Annotated in this window: 17 protein-coding genes; 5 read left to right on the top strand and 12 right to left on the bottom strand. The window is 64.6% G+C overall.

All coding sequences use genetic code 11. From position 1 onward, the window contains the following. Positions 1 to 145 precede the first annotated feature (145 nt). Entirely contained in the window at positions 146 to 571 is a 426-nt protein-coding gene (locus ACLL97_RS03875; protein WP_411279160.1) for a hypothetical protein, read from the top strand. Positions 572 to 603: 32 nt separating this feature from the next. Here the strand turns inward: ACLL97_RS03875 and ACLL97_RS03870 are convergent, their stop codons facing one another. The 4 genes from ACLL97_RS03870 to ACLL97_RS03855 all read right to left on the bottom strand — a co-directional run bounded on the left by ACLL97_RS03870 (position 604) and on the right by ACLL97_RS03855 (position 3,447). After that, positions 604 to 1,236 carry a transglycosylase SLT domain-containing protein gene (locus ACLL97_RS03870; RefSeq protein WP_411279159.1) on the bottom strand — a complete coding sequence of 211 codons (633 nt, stop codon included), beginning with the start codon at positions 1,234 to 1,236 and terminating at the stop codon, positions 604 to 606. After that, a complete protein-coding gene (locus ACLL97_RS03865) occupies positions 1,236 to 1,439 on the bottom strand; it encodes a DUF350 domain-containing protein (protein ID WP_411279158.1) in 204 nt (67 codons plus the stop codon). The genes ACLL97_RS03870 and ACLL97_RS03865 overlap by 1 nt, the downstream gene beginning before the upstream one ends. 54 nt (positions 1,440 to 1,493) lie before the next feature. Continuing rightward, positions 1,494 to 2,786, bottom strand: a complete 1,293-nt coding sequence (locus ACLL97_RS03860; protein WP_411279157.1) for a hypothetical protein — start codon at positions 2,784 to 2,786, stop codon at positions 1,494 to 1,496. A 205-nt stretch (positions 2,787 to 2,991) separates the two neighbouring features. After that, positions 2,992 to 3,447: a hypothetical protein gene (locus ACLL97_RS03855; RefSeq protein ID WP_411279156.1), complete on the bottom strand. Its 456-nt coding sequence runs from the start codon at positions 3,445 to 3,447 to the stop codon at positions 2,992 to 2,994. A gap of 115 nt (positions 3,448 to 3,562) precedes the next feature. On the opposite strand from ACLL97_RS03855, the gene ACLL97_RS03850 reads away from it, so the two are divergent. Both ACLL97_RS03850 and ACLL97_RS03845 read left to right on the top strand, forming a co-directional pair. Beyond that, positions 3,563 to 5,593: an Ig-like domain-containing protein gene (locus ACLL97_RS03850; RefSeq protein ID WP_411279155.1), complete on the top strand. Its 2,031-nt coding sequence runs from the start codon at positions 3,563 to 3,565 to the stop codon at positions 5,591 to 5,593. 56 nt (positions 5,594 to 5,649) lie between these two features. Next, positions 5,650 to 6,810 carry a YncE family protein gene (locus ACLL97_RS03845; RefSeq protein ID WP_411279154.1) on the top strand — a complete coding sequence of 387 codons (1,161 nt, stop codon included), beginning with the start codon at positions 5,650 to 5,652 and terminating at the stop codon, positions 6,808 to 6,810. On the opposite strand, the gene ACLL97_RS03840 is transcribed toward ACLL97_RS03845, so the two are convergent. The 7 genes from ACLL97_RS03840 to ACLL97_RS03810 form a co-directional block, all read right to left on the bottom strand. Further along, positions 6,798 to 8,264 carry a sensor histidine kinase gene (locus ACLL97_RS03840; RefSeq protein WP_411279153.1) on the bottom strand — a complete coding sequence of 489 codons (1,467 nt, stop codon included), beginning with the start codon at positions 8,262 to 8,264 and terminating at the stop codon, positions 6,798 to 6,800. The two genes, ACLL97_RS03845 and ACLL97_RS03840, sit on opposite strands and share 13 nt — an antisense overlap. Further along, a complete protein-coding gene (locus ACLL97_RS03835; protein ID WP_411279152.1) occupies positions 8,254 to 8,946 on the bottom strand; it encodes a response regulator transcription factor in 693 nt (230 codons plus the stop codon). Before ACLL97_RS03835 ends, ACLL97_RS03840 begins: the two co-directional genes overlap by 11 nt. Before the next feature lie 29 nt (positions 8,947 to 8,975). After that, positions 8,976 to 9,383, bottom strand: coding sequence for a PepSY domain-containing protein (locus tag ACLL97_RS03830; protein WP_411279151.1), 408 nt, complete (start codon positions 9,381 to 9,383; stop codon positions 8,976 to 8,978). 13 nt (positions 9,384 to 9,396) lie between these two features. Continuing rightward, a complete protein-coding gene (locus ACLL97_RS03825) occupies positions 9,397 to 12,489 on the bottom strand; it encodes an efflux RND transporter permease subunit (protein ID WP_411279150.1) in 3,093 nt (1,030 codons plus the stop codon). A 7-nt stretch (positions 12,490 to 12,496) separates the two neighbouring features. Continuing rightward, positions 12,497 to 13,603, bottom strand: a complete 1,107-nt coding sequence (locus tag ACLL97_RS03820) for an efflux RND transporter periplasmic adaptor subunit (protein WP_411279149.1) — start codon at positions 13,601 to 13,603, stop codon at positions 12,497 to 12,499. Then, positions 13,600 to 14,757: a TolC family protein gene (locus ACLL97_RS03815; RefSeq protein WP_411279148.1), complete on the bottom strand. Its 1,158-nt coding sequence runs from the start codon at positions 14,755 to 14,757 to the stop codon at positions 13,600 to 13,602. Before ACLL97_RS03815 ends, ACLL97_RS03820 begins: the two co-directional genes overlap by 4 nt. Positions 14,758 to 14,861: 104 nt before the next feature. Next, positions 14,862 to 15,758 carry a YncE family protein gene (locus tag ACLL97_RS03810; RefSeq protein ID WP_411279147.1) on the bottom strand — a complete coding sequence of 299 codons (897 nt, stop codon included), beginning with the start codon at positions 15,756 to 15,758 and terminating at the stop codon, positions 14,862 to 14,864. A gap of 173 nt (positions 15,759 to 15,931) precedes the next feature. Here ACLL97_RS03810 and ACLL97_RS03805 point away from each other — a divergent pair, with 173 nt between their 5' ends. Both ACLL97_RS03805 and ACLL97_RS03800 read left to right on the top strand, forming a co-directional pair. Continuing rightward, positions 15,932 to 17,137 (top strand): amidase, encoded by a 1,206-nt coding sequence (locus ACLL97_RS03805; protein ID WP_411279146.1) that lies wholly within the window; start codon positions 15,932 to 15,934, stop codon positions 17,135 to 17,137. A gap of 336 nt (positions 17,138 to 17,473) precedes the next feature. Beyond that, positions 17,474 to 18,163 (top strand): pyridoxamine 5'-phosphate oxidase family protein, encoded by a 690-nt coding sequence (locus ACLL97_RS03800; protein ID WP_411279145.1) that lies wholly within the window; start codon positions 17,474 to 17,476, stop codon positions 18,161 to 18,163. Positions 18,164 to 18,247: 84 nt separating this feature from the next. On the opposite strand, the gene ACLL97_RS03795 is transcribed toward ACLL97_RS03800, so the two are convergent. Next, a partial coding sequence (locus ACLL97_RS03795) for an amidohydrolase family protein (RefSeq protein ID WP_411279144.1) occupies positions 18,248 to 18,833 on the bottom strand: 586 nt, incomplete at its 5' end.

Genomic DNA, 18,833 nt, shown 5'->3' with positions numbered 1-18,833 from the left:
CGACCGCGCGTCGGGTAAAATAACCGAGAGGTCCGCAGTGCGTTAAACGGGCGACACCGCTTTCCGGTGCAACACCCGCCCACCCAGTTGGTCGGAGACGTCGATGCCGTCAGTCTTGCCCGCACCGAAGCGCCGCTTGCGCGATATGACTCGCTTGCGGCGTGCGTTGACTGCGCCATCGCTGCGGCACGGCATCACACTCCTCGCCGTCGCCCTGCTCTCCGCGTGTAGCCTTGCCAAGCTTGGCGGACGCGGCTCACCACCAGGCACGGTGACACTGGTCGTGGACAACCGTGGTTATTCCGACGTGAACGTGTACGTCGTGCGCGCTGAAGGAGTGCGCGGCGCACGGCTGGGAACCGTGAACGGCGGCGCGACCGTCACCTTCAAGGTGCGTGAGACGTACCTGCAAGCGGGCGGACTGATGCAGGTGCAGGCCCGGACCATCGGTGGTAACTCCGCCTGGACGTCACCGACCCTTTCCGTAAACAGTGGCGGCGTTGTAAAGCTCGATCTCATCGCGACCGGTACGACCGACCTGAGTCGGAGCCAGATTTACATCATCCAGTAGCGCTGTCCGACAGACGGAGAAAGCATTGGAGGCTATCGCTTGAGTCCGCGCGCGGTCGCGCCGGCTCTCGTGATGCGGCCGCGGTCGTCGAGCCGGGAGATATTCACGTTGATCTTGCGCACGTAGTCCAGCGTTTCCACGTGACGCCAGCGCGGCACCGACGGCGCGATCTTCTCGATGTTCCGCCACTGTCGTGGATCGAGCTGACGTTGCCGGGCGCGTCGCTGGGCCGACAACAGCGTCCCGCGTCCGGCGTTGTAGCTGGCGAACATGAACTGCAGCCGATCGTCGGCAATCGAATCGTGCTCCCAGCGCAACCAGAGTCGTCGATCATAAACGATGCCCGCTTCGATGTTCAACTCGGGATTGTCGATCATACCAAGGTCATCGTTGTCCGAGGTGATTTCGCGATACGTGCTTGGCATCAGCTGCATCACTCCGCGCGCCCCGACGCGGCTGCGCGCCAGCGGATCGAGATTGCTTTCGGCCATGCCTTGCGCCTTGAACAGGCGCCAGTCGAACGCCGGGCCGAACGATCGCTTGGCGGCCTTGCGAAACGTATCGTCGTAGCGGTCCGCCGGATCACGCGGTTGCGCCGATGCGGTCGGTGCATGCGCCGCCGCTGTGGCGAACAGCAGCCGCACGATCCAGCGCAGGCGCGGCATCAATTGAGGGCACCACCCACGACAATCGCCACCGAGATGAAGATCGCGGCCACGAACAGACCAACCGCCACGTTCCCCCTTTTCAACTCCTCAGCGAAATCGACCTGCGGGGTCAGCAGGTCGATGACACGATAGGCCACGAACATGAGCACCACACCGAGGGTGGCGTAGAGGATGTTGAGCCCGACGATCGACCATTGCATAACTGGACTGGCAGAGGGAGAACAGCGATACCGCGGGCGGACGAGGCGGCGGGATCAGCGGCGGCGCGCCGTGATCAGCACCGCGAGGTCATCCGGGCGCGGGTTGATGAAGTCGAGGCGCACACGCCCGTCGGGCATCGTGCTCACGGTTGCTGGCATCGCGCTGTTGGTGAGCATCCAACCGAGCGGCAAGACCACGGCATTGGCCGGGCGTCCAAAGCCGCGATCCCACACCAGCTCGTTGCCGGTCACACGGTAGCGCGCACTGTCGGTGTACGTCTCCGACATGCGCAACCGCGTGGTCGCGCCCGACGCGACGGGGGCAAAACGAAATACCACGATCTCCGTGTTCGGCGTCACGGATTCACCAACATCGAGCTTCGCGGCCGTGATCGCCGCCCCCTTGAGCACATCGAGACGCAGTGATTCGCCCGTGTCGAGATTGCGGGCTGACGGGTTCGACACCCGACTACCCGCGCGTACCACGTTGATGTAGTGATCGGTGCCGGCCCGCGACTCGGTGTAGTCGTGATACAAGTCGAACGCGTGTGTCTCCGGCTGCTGCAAAAAGTAGACGATCTCCCGAGACTGTTTGGCGCGCTCGTCGAGTCGCGCCTGCATACTCGATCGCGCAACACCGGTTGATGTCGCCAAGGACGCTACCGGGCGCGCCCGTAACACCAACGGCGCCTCGGCAGGCGTACCATTCCAGAAGCTGATCGTGATGCGGCCATCGGACTCCTGAAGAATCTGCGACGGGTAGTTGCACGACTCGAGTTCGTACCCCTTCGGCAACACGACCGCATTGCGCTTGATGCCGAGCGGTCGATTGAACACAAGCGTCGTACCGTCGGTGAAGTAACTCTTGGGGTCTTCGTAGGTCTTGTCGATCAGCACGCGCGCTTCGCCGCCGTTGGCCGGCACCGGTCGCGCCAGCGTGACGCGGATGTATTGCTGCGAACTATCAGACACGCGCACCCCACCAGCTCGTGCCACGGCCGCACCGACCACGTCGAACACGAGTGACTTGCCGGTAGCGCGATCGTTCACGTGCTCGTCGGTGGCGATACTGCCGGCGCGAATCGGATTGAAGTAATACGTGGCGCCGGTCGTGGTCGCGGTCACGTCGTACACGATGCGGAACTTGGCCGATCCCGGCGCCAGCAACTCGTATCGCGTGTAGGCGTCGGCTTCGGTCTGACGCGGCGGTGCCGTCTGCGCACCGGCGGCCACCACGCTGGTTAGCGTCGTCGCCAGTATGGTAGCCAGTGTGGTAGCGAGTGTGATCGCCAGGCTGGACGCACCGCGCCATCTGTGGCGGGCCGTGTCGAGTTGAGACGTCTTCATGCCGGTTGGACCAGGTGATGAGATTCCCGCGGGTGCCTTGGCACGCCACGGCGGCGACGGGTAGGATTCCCGTGGGCGAACCACGAAACATCAGGCGGTCCGCCTTGCGAGGTAGGGCCGTCGGGTTTGCAACGTGAGCGATTGCCAAAGCTGCGGCGAGACGGTGGTCCACGGAAGTCGCGGATCCCCCCGGGGGCCGACGGTCTCAGAACTTTTCGCCTTGCGCTTCGCGGAGTTGGCTGCCAACGGGCCGGATGCGCGTCCACAGGGCCCAGAAGTACACGCCGAGCCCGGCGATCTGTCCCACGCCGCCGATCACGACCGCCCACCGCAGCCCGGTCGCCCCCGACCCGGCGCGTGACGCCTCCGACAGAATACGAAGCGCGGTAGCGACGGTGAGAATCCAGTACGAGGCCTCGACACGAACCGGTAAATATCGGGTGTCGCCCTTGGGGGGCCGAGGAAAAAGCCAGAGCGCCACGCCGCAGATCAGGAACATCACGAATCCGACGAACACGGCATGCGTGTGGGCCGACACGAGATGAGGGTGAGGCCACCCACCGGTGAGTTCACGACGCACCAGCAGGAAACCGCCGAGCGTGAGACCGATGGCGAGAAAGACAATACCCGTTTTGATGAATCGGCGAACGAGGGTATGCACCGCGACCCCGGAACCGGCGTGGAGACATCGGGCACCGCTCGCCGCGATGGCGACCAGCTACGATTATTACTCCCAGCAAACATACTGCGTGCCCACTTCCCGAGCCTCTCCGCCAATGAAGCATCCCTTTACCGTCGCGCCGGTCCTGCTGGCGCTCGCGGCGCCGCCCGCCGTTCAGGCGCAAACGGCGCCGACAATTGCTCGACTTGTGATCACGCCCGCCAGCCGGACCATCACGGCGGGCGACACGATGCGACTCCGAGCCGAAGCGCGCGACGCGCAGGGCAACCTGCTCTCCGGCGTCACCTTCCGCTATCGACTCAGCGGCGCGGCCCGCTTCGAAGGACGGGTGGATTCACTCGGCCTGCTGACGGCGAGCTCGACCGCGATACTGCCGGTAACGGTGACGGCCACGATGCCGGGTGCCGCGCCGGCGTTCGAGGTCATCGAAATCACGGCCGTCCCTGGGCCGGCCTCTCGGATCGATCTCTCACCCGCTGCCCCCAAGCTCGTCGTGGGACAACGCGTGCGGGCCACCGCGCGCGCGTACTCCGCCCACGATGACGTACGCAGCGATCGCGTGACGTGGAAAAGTGAAAGCCCGGCCATCGCGAGCGTGAGCACGACCGGTCTCATTACCGCGCTCAAGGCGGGCCGCACGGCCATCGTGGCCACCACTGGACGCGTGTCGCAGCGCCTGCCGGTTGCAGTGGCGGCGGCATCGCTGTCGTCATTGCTGCTCACACCAGGGCACGTGGAAGCACGCACGGGCGACGTGCTACGTTTCGCCATTGCTGCGAAGGATGCGGCCGGCAAGGCGATCACCGGACTCACGCCGACCTGGAGCTTTTCACCGGGACAGGGGCAGATCGACGCCGATGGCGCGTTCGTGGGCTACGAGCCCGGCGACTACACGATCACGGCGTCATTCGGCGCGCGCAGCGTGGAGAGCACGATCACCCTCGTGCCGCGCGATGTGCGCCGTCCGCTGTCGTTAGTCGGCCGGCTGCCGCGCACGCGCTTTACCACTGAAGAAGTGTGGATTCACCCCGACGGGAAGCACGCCTATCTCGGCTCGGGCGGGGGCGGCGATGTGCTGTACGCGCTCGACATCAGCAACCCCGCCGATCCGAAAGTTACCGACTCTATCATCTCGAACACGCGACGCGTGAACGATGTGATGACGTTCCCCGATGGCAAGTTTTTGGTGTTCACACGCGAAGGGGCCAGCGACCGGAAGAATGGAATCGTAATCGCATCGCTCGACGATCCCGCGCATCCGAAGCCGATCGCCGAGTTCACCGACGGGGTAACCGGTGGCGTGCACTCGGCGTACGTGTACAAGCAGGACAAGTTCGGAACGTTCATCTTCCTTACAAACGACGGCACCGGCGCGCTGCACGTGATCGATGTGAACGATCCGTATCATCCGAAGGAAGTGGCGCGCTGGAAAACGGAAGGGCGTCCCGATGCTGGCCGCTCGCTGCACGACATCGACTTGCGCGACGGCCTGTTGTACGCGAGCTACTGGAACGACGGCCTGATCGTGCTCGACGTCGGCAACGGCATCAAGGGCGGCTCGCCGTCAAACCCGGTGAAGGTGTCACAGTTCAAGTACGACCTGAACGCGATGTACAAGCAGGCCGAAGTGGATGGCGGCCCAGGATTTATTCGCGGCACGCACACCGCATGGCGTCACAAGAATTACGTATTCATCGCCGACGAAGTCTTTCCGGCCGCATCGCCCAAAGGCACCAAAGACGCGGCCGCCGGTCGTGCGTATGGCCGATTGCAGGTGGTCGACGTGTCCGACATCACCAAGCCGAAGGCGGTGGCGTTTTACGAACCCGAATACGGCGGCGTGCACAACGTGTGGGTGGCGGGCGATTCGCTGTACATGGGGGCGTACAACGCCGGCTTCCGCGTGTTCGACATCTCCGGCGAACTGCGCGGCGACCTGCGCGCGCAGGGTCGCGAGATCGGACACCTGAACACCGCCGACATGGATGGCCACGAGAAGAACGCGGCGATGACATGGGGCGTGGTGGTAAACCCGAAGGACGGACTCGCCTATGTGAACGACAATAACAACGGCCTGTGGATCATTCGCATCGAACCCAAGCCGGTGAAGAAGGTCATCCCGTGATGCGCCGCGCAGCGCGAGCGGTACGGCTCACAGCGGCGTTGTGCGCAGCGGCTGCCATGCGCGCCGCTGCGCTGCACTCGCAGACATCGCGCCCGCCAGCACGGGACTACCTCGTGCTGGTGGCCAGCGAATCCGTAGACCGCGTGGCACTGATTCGCTTCGGGCCGAAAGGCGCGCGCATCGAGCGTGAGAAGTATGTGGGCTGGTCGAAGATGGAAGTGGCTGGCCCACACGGCGTAGCGATCTCGCCCGATGCGAAGGAGTACTTCGTGACGATCGCGCACGGCACGCCGTTCGGAAAGCTCGTAAAGTACGACGCCGCCACGGATGCACAGTTGGGCAGCGTCGTGCTTGGCAACTTCCCGGCGACGGCGCAGGTCACGCCGAACGGCGCGCTCGTGTTCGTCGTGAATTTCAATCTCCATGGTGAAATGGAGGCGAGCGACGTGTCCGTCGTGGCGGCCAAGGAGATGGTCGAGATCGCGCGTATCCGCACCTGCACCATGCCGCACGGATCGCGCCTATCGAGCGATGGCAGCAAACACTACTCGGCCTGCATGATGGACGAGACGTTGGCCGAGATCGACGCCAATACGCTGACGGTAAGTCGCCACTTCTTCCTCACGAAGGGGAAGGAGATGGGCATGACGGGAGCGCCGCCCGAGCGCCGGGCGAACCAGCTGGCCGCTCCTGGCCACACCCAAGGCGGGGCGAACGGCGATATGTCCGGCCACGGCATGGAACCGCCCACGCCCGGCGACATCTCCTGCTCGCCCACGTGGGCGCAGCCATCACGCGACGGAGCACGAGTGTGGGTGGCGTGCAACAAGTCGAGCGAGCTGGTGGAGATCGACACCAAAGCATGGACGCTCGTCCGCCGAATTCCCGCCGGCCCCGGCGTGTACAACTTGGCCACCACCCACAATGGCGCACGGCTGATCGCGACGAACAAACGAGACGCGTCGGTGTCCGTGTTCGACGCCGTGAGCGGGAAAGAGCTCGCGCGTATTCCGACCACGCGGAAAGTGGTGCATGGCATCGCGGTTTCCGACGACGACCGCTACGCGTTCATCTCGGTGGAAGGCGTGGGTTCACAACCGGGCACCGTAGATGTGATCGATCTCGCGACACTCAAGAAAGTGGCGTCGGTGGATGTTGGTCAGCAGGCCGGTGGCATCGACTTCCTGCGATCCGAGAGCGCCGCTCACGCACCGTGAATCGTTGGTAGGATGAGGCGGACCGCGTTCTGTCCCACCTGACTACTCGCTCCGGTTGCAGGGGCGTCGTGCACGACCTCAACGCGCCCGTGATGCGATGAGGCGACCCAGCGCACGATTGAGAGTCCCATCCCACGATCGGGCGCTGTGCCGTGCGCGCCGTCGTGCTCGTGCTCCGGCTGACCTCGCGTGATGGCGTCGCTCAGGGCGGCGCCATCGCTACGCACCTCGAGTACAGCCGCTTGGCGACCGGTCACGGCGCGGCAGGCTACCGTGACGGGAGCGCTCGGCACACCGTGACGGCAGGCATTCTCGATCAGCTCGAGCAGCGCTTCCTGGAGCAGCGCTGCATGTCCTAGCACGATCACCGGCTCGGCCTCACCGATCGCGAGGGTGTGCCCCGTCATAGCCGCCCGCGCCCGCATCAAATCGGTGCACTCGAGCACCAGTCCATCGAGCTCGACCCGTTGCTCCAGGCGTACCACTTCTCCGGCGCGCGCTTCCGCCAAGAGGAACAGTTCGTCAACCCGACGACGCATCTGTTCGGCGGCGGTGCGGATGCGCGTGAGTGCTGCGCGCAGCCGCTTTGCGTCCGCATCCACCTCCGCCACGCCAGCCGGCGGTGCCGTATCGAGGGCAAGCCCCGCTTCGCCCAGCACAAGAGTGAGCGGTGTGCGTATCTGGTGCGCGGCCTCTCGCACGAACTGTCGATTGCGTTGCTGTGCGTTGGATAGCCGAACGAGCAACGCATCGAACTCCGCGGCGAGCACCCCCAACTCGCCCTCGCCATGCTGCGGCGCCACGCGACGCGACAGGTCAGTGGGCGCGATGTTCGCAATGTCTGCCGAAAGCTGTCGCACCGGGGCGAGCGCGCGGCCTGCCAGCAGATAGCCCACCAACAGGCTCGCCAGTAGAATGACCGGAACCGCCAACACGATTGCGATGCCGAGCAGTTCGGTATCGGCCTCGATCCCTTCGGTTGATCCGAACACCACTATCCGAACAGCCCGACGCGCCAACGGCGAGGTGGCGTCGGTGACGATCGTGCTGTCGATTAGGCGCGCGCGGAGATCGGATCCGTCACGATCGATGTTAAAGCGCGTCGTGCTCGTAGCCGGAATGCCGGCCATCACCCGGGCCCGCATGCGGTCGGGATCACGACTCGCCACCACGGCGCCCGTATTGTCGAGAATGAGAAACGCATCGCCGTTCGCCGGCCATTCGGCGACGACTTCATCCGACACGAAACGGAGGGAAGAATCCGGGGCCTCATCGTGCTCGCGAATGAGTGCCGCCAGCAGCCCCCGGCCGACACCGTCAAGATTGGCGTCGAAACGACGAGTGGACTCCCGCGTGAGGAACGCGAGGGCGCCGGTTGCGAGGAATCCGCTCCCCACCGCGAATGCCAGTGCAAAGCCCGCCGCGAGCCGCAGACGAAGCCGACTAACGGACATGGTCGCCGCCGGGCCGATCGGTCAGGATGTACCCGCTGCCACGCACGGTGTGCAGCAACGGACTGAGTCCAACTCGATCGATCTTTCGGCGCAGTCGCCCCACCAACACGTCGACGGCGTTCGCCACCGGATCGAAATTGTCGTCCCACACGTGATCAAGAATCTGCGCCCGGCTCACCACCCGCCGCGGATTGCGCAGCAGATACTCGAGTAGTGCCACCTCACGCTGCGTGAGCACCAGCGGTACCGATGCGCGAGTGGCCTGACGCGACGCGCTATCGAGTTCAAGGTCAGCCAAACGGAGCACCGGTTCAAAGGCCGCCGCCGGACGACGCGCCAATGCTCGTAGGCGAGCCAACAGCTCGCTGACCGCAAACGGCTTGGAGAGATAATCGTCGGCGCCGGCGTCGAGGCCCTGCACCCGATCATTCACCGCATTGCGCGCGGTCAGCACTAGCACCGGTGTGCGATCGCCCGCCGCACGCAACGCACGACAGACACTGAATCCGTCCATGTCGGGCAGACCGACATCGAGTACCACGAGATCGTACGTCCCATGCGCGAGCGCAATGAGAGCGGCCCGACCGTCCGACACACCGTCGGGCGCCCAGGCCGCTTCACGAATGACCCGAAGCAGGAAGTCGCGGACCTCCGCATCGTCCTCCACCACCAGGACTCGCATGTGGGTCAAGGTAGCACATCGCCGCTCGGCTACGCGCCCGGCTTCTTTACGGTTGCTGCAGCTTTCGCCTTGTCGGCCTTCGCCTTGGCCTCCTTCGCCTTGTCGGCCTTCGCTTCCTTGGCCTCATCAGCGGGCGTCTCATGCGCCACGCTTACCACAGCGCCGCTGGTCGCGTCGACCAGCACTTCCTCGATACCGCTTTTGCCCGCGACCTTGATATCGAACGAATACACCAGCTTCCCATCCTCCTTCTCGATCTCGGCGCTCTGCACCTTGCCACCCGGCACCTTGGCTAACGCCGTGGCCGTGGCGGTACTCGGCGTGACCTTGGCCAGCTTCAGCATTCCCGCCTTCTCTTCCTTGACCGTGATGGACTGAGCCGACAATGACGTCGACGCGACCGCCAGCGCGATCAGACTGCTCGTGACTATCCGCATAAATATGTTCCTGCTATGAAAGGGTTGCCGTGGATGTGAGTCGAAATTCCCGCCCGCGCACGGCCACGAGCAGCATGGGTACCGCGAACAACGTGATCGGCATGGAAAGCGCCAGACCGCCGATCACGGCGATCGCGAGCGGCTTTTGCATTTCGCCACCGGCGCCGAGTCCAAGCGCCAGCGGCAGCAGTCCGAATAGCGTACACAGCGTCGTCATGAGTATCGGCCGCAGACGAATGCGTGCGGCATCCCGAATACCCGTCTCCAAGTCGGTGCCGTCGGCAAGCATTCGGTGTCGGGTGAAGTCGAGCAGGATGATGCCATTCTTCACGATCAATCCAACGAGCAGGATCAACCCCATGAAGCTCGATACGTTGAGCGACACGCCGGTCAGCGCGAGGAGTGCAAAGGCCCCGCCAAACGACACTGGCGCCGCGAAGAGCACCACGATCGGCTCCACAAACGAGCGAAACTGCAGCACCATCACGCACATCACGCACACGGCGGCGAGCGCCAGCACCAACAGGAGCGTGGAGAATGCCGCCTGCTGACTGGCATAGCGGCCGCCCAATTCAACGCGGACACCGGCCGGCGCGGGATTCGCCGCAAGGATTCGCTTCACGTCGGCAATCACGGCGCTCAACGCACGACCCTCGACACTCGCCGTGATGATCACCAGCTGCTGTTGATTCTCGCGCCGGTGCTCGCTGCGCACGTTACCGGGTACGAAGGCGGCGAGTGCACCAAGGGGTGTCGAACGACCGGCCCGTGGTGTCCATACCGGGAGCGTCGCCAGTCGCGCAGCGCTGAATCGCACCGAATCGGGCGCCCGTACACGTACGCCGATCGCGCGCGCTTCGAGACGGATCTCACCGGCTTCCACGCCGAGCAGCGCGCCACCGACGCTTGTGCTGACGTCCTGCGCGGAGAGCCCCGCACGACGGGCCGCCTCCCCATCGATGTGCATCGCCAGCTCAGCGCTCGACTCAGGGATGCCCGAATAGAAATCGGCGAGCCCCGGAACCTGCTCCACCCTCGGTCCGATCACCGATGCGTACGCATCGAGCGCCGCGAGCTCCTGGCCGAACAGCTTGATCTCCATCGGCGACGACGCCCCGGACAGGTCATCGAGTACATCCGACAGGATCTGCATGAATTCCACGCGTACGCGCGGCACGGCGCGCTGCACACGCTCGCGAACGTCGTCGATCACCTCGGTGATCGGTCGCGAACGTCGCGAACGTGGCTGCAGGCGCACGGCGATATCGCCGCTGTTCTGCCCGGTCGCGAACAGTCCGAGTTCGGCGCCAGTGCGCCGCGAGGTGCCGGTGACTTCCGGCGTTTCGGCGAGAATGCGCTCAATGATGTGCAGTTGGCGATCCGTCTCGACGAGCGCCGTACCGCCCGGCGTCACGTAGTCCACAATGAACGATCCTTCGTCCATATCGGGGAGAAATCCCGTACCCACCGCACCATAGGCAAGCACACCGCCGGCAATCAGGAGCAACCCCACCACGACCAAGGCGCGGGCGTTGTGTAGCACCCGGCCCAGCAGAGCGGCATAGCGCACGGACAGTCGATCGAGCGAGGCACTAATGCGACCCAGCACACGCTTCGCATCTTCTTCTGGCATTGCGCGATCGTGCAGGAACTGGGCGCTGAACAGCGGAATGATGCTGAGTGCAAGCACGAGCGACACTACCACGCTGGTCGTGAGCGTGAGTGAGAGCGCGGCAAAGAACTGACCCGAGACGCCCTTCAGCAATCCGAGCGGCAGGAACACCACCACGGTCGTCGCGGTGGACGACGTCACGGGCCAGAGGAGTTCCTGCACAGCTTCACGGATGGCAATTGTGCGGTCCGAGGTGATCGCCATATGGCGCACGATATTCTCGGTGATCACGACGGCGTCGTCGATTACCAGTCCGATCGCAATCGCCATCGCGCCGAGCGTCATCAAGTTGAACGTCTGCCCGAAGAGCCACATCAGCAGGACGGTGATGGCAAGCGTAAGCGGAATCGCCGCCGCACTGATCGCTGTGATGCGGAGATGCTGAAGGAACAGCAACAGAATCGTGATCGCCAACAGCGTACCGATCAGCATCGCGTCACGCACCGACGCGACCGCGTCGCGCACCAGTGCGGCCTGGTCGTACACCGGGGCAAAGTGCACACCGGGCGGCAGTGAGGCGGACAACGCACGAACCACCTGCGCGATACTGTCAGCCACGCCGACGGTGTTACCGCCGACCTGTCGCGTGATATTGAGCAGCGCGGCAGGGTGACCGTTCCCGGAAATGATGCGCACGTGGTCTTCCGTGCCCAGCAGCACCGACGCGACATCACGTACGCGCTGGCCGCTACGGAGAAAGACGTTGCCGATATCGTCGGCGGTATGCGCCTCCTGCGACGACACCACGAGGTACTCCTTGTAGTCACGCGCGACGCGTCCCACGGCATCAACTGCGATACCCGCCCGGATATCGACGGCCAGGTCATCGTACGTGAGGCCAGCCGCCGAGAGAACCGCCGGATCAGCGATCACCTCGATCTCACGCACATCGGTGCCTTGCACGTCCACGCGGCCCACCCCAGGCACGCGCGCGAGTACCGGCTTGACTTGATAGCGCGCGATATCGTAGAGGGTCGCCGCATCGCCGCCCTCGAGGTTGTACGAGAGGATCGGAAAGAGCGCCGGCGTGAGCCGCTCGACTTCAAGCTGGGTGCCGACCGGCAGGGCGCCGCGGATCTGCTCAACGCGCGCGCGAACGACCTGCAGCGCGCTCTCCATCGCGGTGCCTTCAGCGAAGGTGATATTCACTTGGCTCGCACCGCGGATAGACCGGGAGGTCACGCGCTCCACGCCGGGCACGATGCTCACCGCCTCCTCAATAGGCCGCGTCACCGCGAAGACAACCTGCCTAGCGCCGAGCGACGAGCCTTGGGCGATGATCGTAATTCGCGGGAACGTGAGCTCCGGGTACACAGCAGAAGGCAGGCGCATAGCCGCCCACACGCCGGCCGCGCTGAGCAGCGAAACCGTCAGGTAGATGAATAGCCGCTGAGACAACAGGGCGTCGAACAGGGTGCGCCGTGGCGTCGTCACGCGCGACTCACGGTTTCTTCTGATCAAACAGTACGACCGATCCATCGTCGAGGCCGTACGCACCGGCAGTCACGATTGTCTCGCCGCGACGGATGCCCTCGCGAATCCACACACCCTGCGGGCTCCGACCGCCGACGGTCACGCGACGGGCGTGCGCGACACGAGCGGTATCCACCACGAACACGCGGAAGCCCTCCTCGTGCGGCACCAGCGCCTGATCGGGAATCACGATGGCACTGTGATGCGTCTCGGCCGTGATCGACCCGAATAGCGTTTCACCAATCCGGAGCGGCACAGACATGCGCGTGACGGTCACACGGACCGCAACCGACCGACTGCCGCTGTCGACCACAGCGGAGATGTCAGCCACCTGGCCATCGCCAATCGATGGCGTGCCGCTGGCGGCACTCGCCCGCAGGGCAACCGCCTGACCTGCACGCACGCGATGCGATACGTCAGGCGCAAGCTGCAGCACGACATCGACCCGAGCAGGATCAGCAATCTCCACCAGCGGCTGCTGCTCGTTCACGTTGGCACCACGCACCGCGGAGACGCGGGTGACCACACCGGCGAACGGCGCCCGCAGCGTGGTCAGCTGCCGTGCGCGGCGCGCAGCGAGTGCGGCGGCTCGGGCCGACGCTAACGCCGCATTCGCCTGCTCCAAATCACGACGCGGGGCAACGCCGGCCGCCACCAAGCGCTGGGCGCGCGTCTGGCCCTGCTCGGCGGCCAGCAGCGAGGACTCGGCACTCGAGAGGGCGGCTTCGAACAGGACCGGTTCGAACTCGACGAGCGCTTCGCCGGCGGCAACGCGATCACCGACGACCACCAGAATGCGTTCGATCCGCGTTGGTGCGGGCGCGGCCAGTGACGCCTCGGCGCCCATCCGCGATCGTACCAATCCGCCGGCATCGATCACGTCGGCGAAGCTGCTCGTATCAACGCGGACAGTGACCGCCGCGACCGCCGACCCCAGCGTCTCCTCATCCGCGACCGCATCCCGGCGACACCCGGTTGACACGGCGAGCGTGGCGAGCGTGGCGAGCCGGATGGCGAGGCAGTATGACCGTCGTGTGGGGCGAGGCACTTGCTTGTGCTTGGAGGAGAGTCTCACTGGACGGCAGGAATGCGGAGTGACAGGAGCTGTAGCACACGATCGGCGATCTGCACGGCGGCGAGATCATCAAGCGACTGCACGCGCGCGTCTCGCGTGGTGCGCTGGGCTTCGAGCACCGTGACGAGCGTAGTGGCGCCTTCGCGGTAGGCCAGCAGCGACAAGGCATTGATGCGCTCTGCTGCCGCCAGCAATCTGAGCGAACGTTCGGCCCGGGTGCGCGCCGCAACGGCATCGTTCTGCGCCACTCTCACCGCCGTCTGTTGCACCAGTTCCGCCTGCGCGAGCAGGGCACGGCTGCGTTGTAGATCGGCTTGCGCCTGTGCGATCGCCGCTTGATTCCGATTGAACAGGGGCAGCGGCAGGCTCAGACCGACGAGCGGGAGCAGTCCGCCGGGGCCACCGGGATTGATCGCTTCCACGCCGACAGTGATCGCGGGCGAACCAAGGCGGCGGCGACGTTCGAGGCGTTCCTGCTCCGCTGCCGCACGCACGTCGAGGGTAGCAGCGGCTACCGACACTGCCTGGCCAGCCCCGGTCACTCGCGGCATCCTCCTCGCGTCGGACAAACGGCTTGGTGTCCACTCGATAGAGTCCGCAAGCGCGATGAGCAACGACTCGGGAGATATGCCCATCAGCAGCTGAACCCTGAGCGTTGCCGAAGCCGCGCCGGCCAATGCCGTCAACGCAATATTGGCGCTCTGCGCAGCGGCAACGGTCGCGATCTCCACGTCGAGATCGCTCGCGTCGCCGGCATCACGCCGGACGCGCACAAGGGTAACGAGGCTGTCGGCGTCGTGTGCCGTGAGCACCAGGAGTCGCGCCTGTGCATCGAGTGCCTGCCCCCGTGTATACGCGGTATCCGTGTCGAAGGCGAGCAGCGCGTCAGCGAGCCACAGCCGCACAGTCGCTGCACCAAGCAACGCGCGCGAGGCGGCGATTCGTGATGCGCGCTGCCCAGGCCAGTCGATCGGGACATCGAGCATGAAGTGCGCCTGCGGTGCAGCACCGCTGTACGACGTGGCCAACGATGGGTTTTCGTACTGGCGCGCGCCGCTCCACTGGGCGAACGCCGAAGCGGAATCCAGACGGGCAAGCGTATGCCGCGTGGATGTCGTCAAGGCGCTCGCCACGGCCTCGGCGCGTGTCACCATCCGTACAGTCGGAGCCGGCTGTGTATGCCCAACCGAATCGACGCCGATGACTGCGACGCATGCGACGAAGAGGCGCGTCATCCCCCGCATGATGCCTTCCCCATCTACTTGCGATCCAACACAAGAATCGCAAAGGAACCGGGGATCACCGGTGCCCGCGGCCGCGGCCGCTCCGCGGTCGGCGCGGGTACAGGACCGTATTGCACGGTGGCAAGAAAGGCGCGGTGTGTCTTCGGATCGATCGTCATCGTACGAGAGCCGACTCGCGTCAACGCGTTCCCGAGCGACGTGTACTGGTCCGCGCCCTTCTGCTTGATCACGGACATCGTGCCGTCGCCACCGTTCGATGCCAGCAGCAGTTTCTCGCTCTCGTCATACGAAACAGCGTCGACCCCTGGGCCAATTGGCACGGTGCTGACGACCGCACCGGTGGTCGGATTGCTCACCGCAAGCACGCGGTTGCCGCATACGGAGAAGAGACGACCGCGCCCATCGGTCGGCGCGAACTCGGGCTTCCCGGCCAACGCGATCGTTCCCAGCACAACGCCCGTGTTGGCGTCGAGCGCCGTTGCATTCGCGCTCCGTCCGTTGAACGTGGACACGCGCTTCGTGAGCGCGTCGACGTGGATCGCATCGGGATTCGCCCCCGTCACCTTGACGCGAGCGAGCACGCCCAGCGTTTTGAGGTCGAAGATCGTGACCGAACTGTCGCGCCCATTGCTGGTGTAGCCGCGGCCAAGCGCTGGCGCGAGGGCAATACCATGAATGCCCGGGGTGTCGCGCAGTTCGCCGACGACCGTATCACGATCGATATCAACCACCACCATTTTCGTCGCGTGCGACACGTAGAGTCGTCGCGAAACTGCATCGATGGTGATGTAGTCCCAACCGCCATCGGCGCCGATCGGGATCGTCTTCGTGATACGGTACCCCGCCGCCGGCTCCGACTGTGCATGGGCGGTTATCGCCGACACCGTCACCAGACAAGAGCAGACGAGCATCCTAGGCCAACGGAACTTTTGGTGCGAGTATTGCCCGGCGTCGTGTAACATGGGTATCTGGATCGGAGAGGGGCCCGTGAGCGTTCCGCTAATGTGATGCCCGATCATGTCAGGATCGTGACAGTCCAACGTGGCATTCCCGAAATGCGTCCCATGCCCGATCTTCTACGCTCATGACCCTCCGGGACGACGTCCTCGAACGCGATCATCTTGGCGCGTTCTGCAAACACACGCACGTGTATCGCGCCGGGTCCGACAGCGGTCCGTTAGTTGGACTCTCGTTCGGCTTGAAGGACATCTTCGATGTGTCCGGGCATCGCACGGGCTTTGGCAGCCCCGACTGGCTCGCCACGCACGACGACGCGTCGCGTACGGCGACCGTGGCCACACTGTTGCTCGAGGCCGGCGCCACCCTCGCCGGCAAGACGCACACCGAGGAGATGGCGTTCAGTCTGACCGGCGAGAATGCGCACTACGGCACGCCGCTCAACCCGGCGGCACCGCATCGTGTGCCGGGCGGATCGTCCAGTGGGTCGGCCGCGGCGGTGGCTGGTCGTTTGGTGGACTTCGCGATCGGTAGTGATACCGGAGGCTCCGTACGGGCGCCGGCCAGTTTCTGCGGCATCTACGGCTTCCGCCCCACGCACGGTCGGGTATCACTCGATGGCGCGTGCCCACTGGCGCCTATCTTCGACACCGGCGGCTGGTTCGCACGAGACGCATCGTTGCTGGCGCAGGTAGGCGACGTGCTGCTGGGAGGTTTGCCGGCCACTCCCGGTCGTGTGTTGCTCGCGACCGATGCGTTTGCCCTCGCGCTCCCCGGCGCCGAGGCGGCGCTCGCTCCGGCGTTGGTCCGCGTGTCGGCCCTGCTCGGCGATGCCGAGCCGGTCAGGGTAAGCGAGGAAGGACTTGCCTCCTGGTTCGACGTGTTTCGCGTGCTGCAGTACGACGATATCTGGACGACGCACCGCGCGTGGGTCACGCGCGTGCGCCCAACGTTCGGCCCGCAAGTGGGCCCGCGCTTCGAGGCGGTGGCGCAGGTGCAGCCGCACGAGGTCGCGGTGATGCGCGTGCGTCGCCGTGAGATCTCCACTCGGTTGGACGAGTTGCTGGCGGACAACGCCGTGCTGTTGCTCCCTACGGTGCCGGATATCGCACCGCTGCTACGACTCCCGCCGGCCGAGACGGTGGCGTTTCGTGAGCGGGCACTCGCATTGCTCTGCATTGCGGGGCTGGGTGGACTGCCGCAGGTGAACCTGCCGTTCGGCACCCTGAATGGCTGTCCGATCGGATTGTCCATGATCGCCGCGCGGGGGACTGACGAAATGCTGCTGGATATCGCGGCGCGGCTTGCATCGGTGCACGACGCGCACCGCTGAACTGATCACACAGAGAAAAAGAGACAAAGAGAAAAAGAGACAGAGAGACAACCAGTCGATCATGTCGACTTCGTCTCCTTGTCTCTTTCTCTCCTTGCCTCTGTGTGATCAGTTGTTGGATCTCTCGATACGCCACGCCGCCAGCTGATGCACCGCCGTGCCCCCCCACCATCGCGGGCGTAAAGCGCACCGACGCCAGTAGTGCCGCCACTTCGTTTTGCAGGCGAGTCGGCGCACGCTCGTACATCGAATTCAGCACCTTGATCGAAGTGGTATCCGCCCGACCGGTCGACTCCACCACGAACTGCACGACCACGACCTCCGGCCGTTCCGCTAGTGCCGCCGACCCGTCGTCCCGCCGCAGCGGCCGCATCGACCGCACGCCGCGTGGCAGACTCGCACCGACAGCAAGCTCAGCGGGACGCTCAACAATATGCGCGAAATCGCCAGCGGCGGCACGGCACCTGCGCTGCACCGCATCAGGGCTTTCATTCAAACATTCCGGGAGATGATATGGACGAGCAAGAAAAGCGAATCGATGAACTGTACGATCTGATCGACGGGATCGAAACAGCGATGTTTGTCACACAACGGGACGACGGGCACCTGGTGTCCCGGCCCATGGCCACGCAAAAACGCAACACCATTGCCGATCTCTGGTTCGTGACCGACATCGAATCGAACAAGATCGACGAACTCGACGAACACCCGCGTATCAACCTCAGCTACTTCAGCACGAAGTCATACGAGTGGGTGTCTGTATCCGGCGTCGCCACCATCTCGACCGATCGCGCCACGATTCGTGAGGTCTATCAACCCGACTGGAAAATGTGGTTCGGCGAAGTCGACGAAGTGCGCGACGGCGGCCCCGATGATCCGCGCTTGGCGCTCATCTTAGTGAATGCGGAAAGCGTGCTCTACATGAAGCGGGAGAAGTCGAAGCCTGTCGTCCTGTTCGAGCTGCTCAAGAGCAAGATTACCGGCGATCGACCGGAGCTCGGCGAGGTGAAGTCAGTCACGCTGTAAACGCCCGGGAGACGACAACGGCGCACGACCACACTAGGGTGATCGTGCGCCATCGTTCTACCCACAACTTTGCGTCGCGGCTCGCTATTGGCGGATTCCCGCCGCCGCCGTAGGCACCGTATAGCTCCACGGCTGACGCACCAGCGGCTTCTTGCGCGGGTACACTTCGTCGAGCGTGTTGCCGTCGAACAAGCGACCGTTCACCATAACCATTGACACGCTGTTGCTGTTACGGATGTTTGCCAGCGGATCCCGATCGAGCACGATCAGATCGGCAAACTTGCCGACTTCGAGCGACCCGATTTCGCCACCGAGTCCGATCGCTTCGGCGCCCACGATGGTGGCCGCTCGCAGTGCGTCGTGCGTGGAGAGACCGCCCGACTGTATCAGCCACAGCTCCCAGTGCATGCCCAGTCCTTGCAGCTGGCCATGACTGCCGACTCCAATGCGACCGCCAGCGGCAACCGTCTTGGCGATGTCTTCGGCATGCTGCCACATGGCGTACTCCTCCTTCACCGCGAAGCCGGCCGGTCCGGGCGCATTGCCTGCACCACGACGACGGACCTTGCTGTCGAAATCCACCGGGTGCGTGAAACGGCGCAGCTTGGTGTCGTTGATCAGGTCTTCTGTCTGATAAAACCAGCCTTCACCGAACGGGCCGCCGTATTCC

Source organism: Gemmatimonas sp., from assembly GCF_046594945.1.
Lineage (GTDB): Bacteria > Gemmatimonadota > Gemmatimonadetes > Gemmatimonadales > Gemmatimonadaceae > Gemmatimonas.
This window is presented reverse-complemented; position numbering and strand designations above follow the sequence as displayed.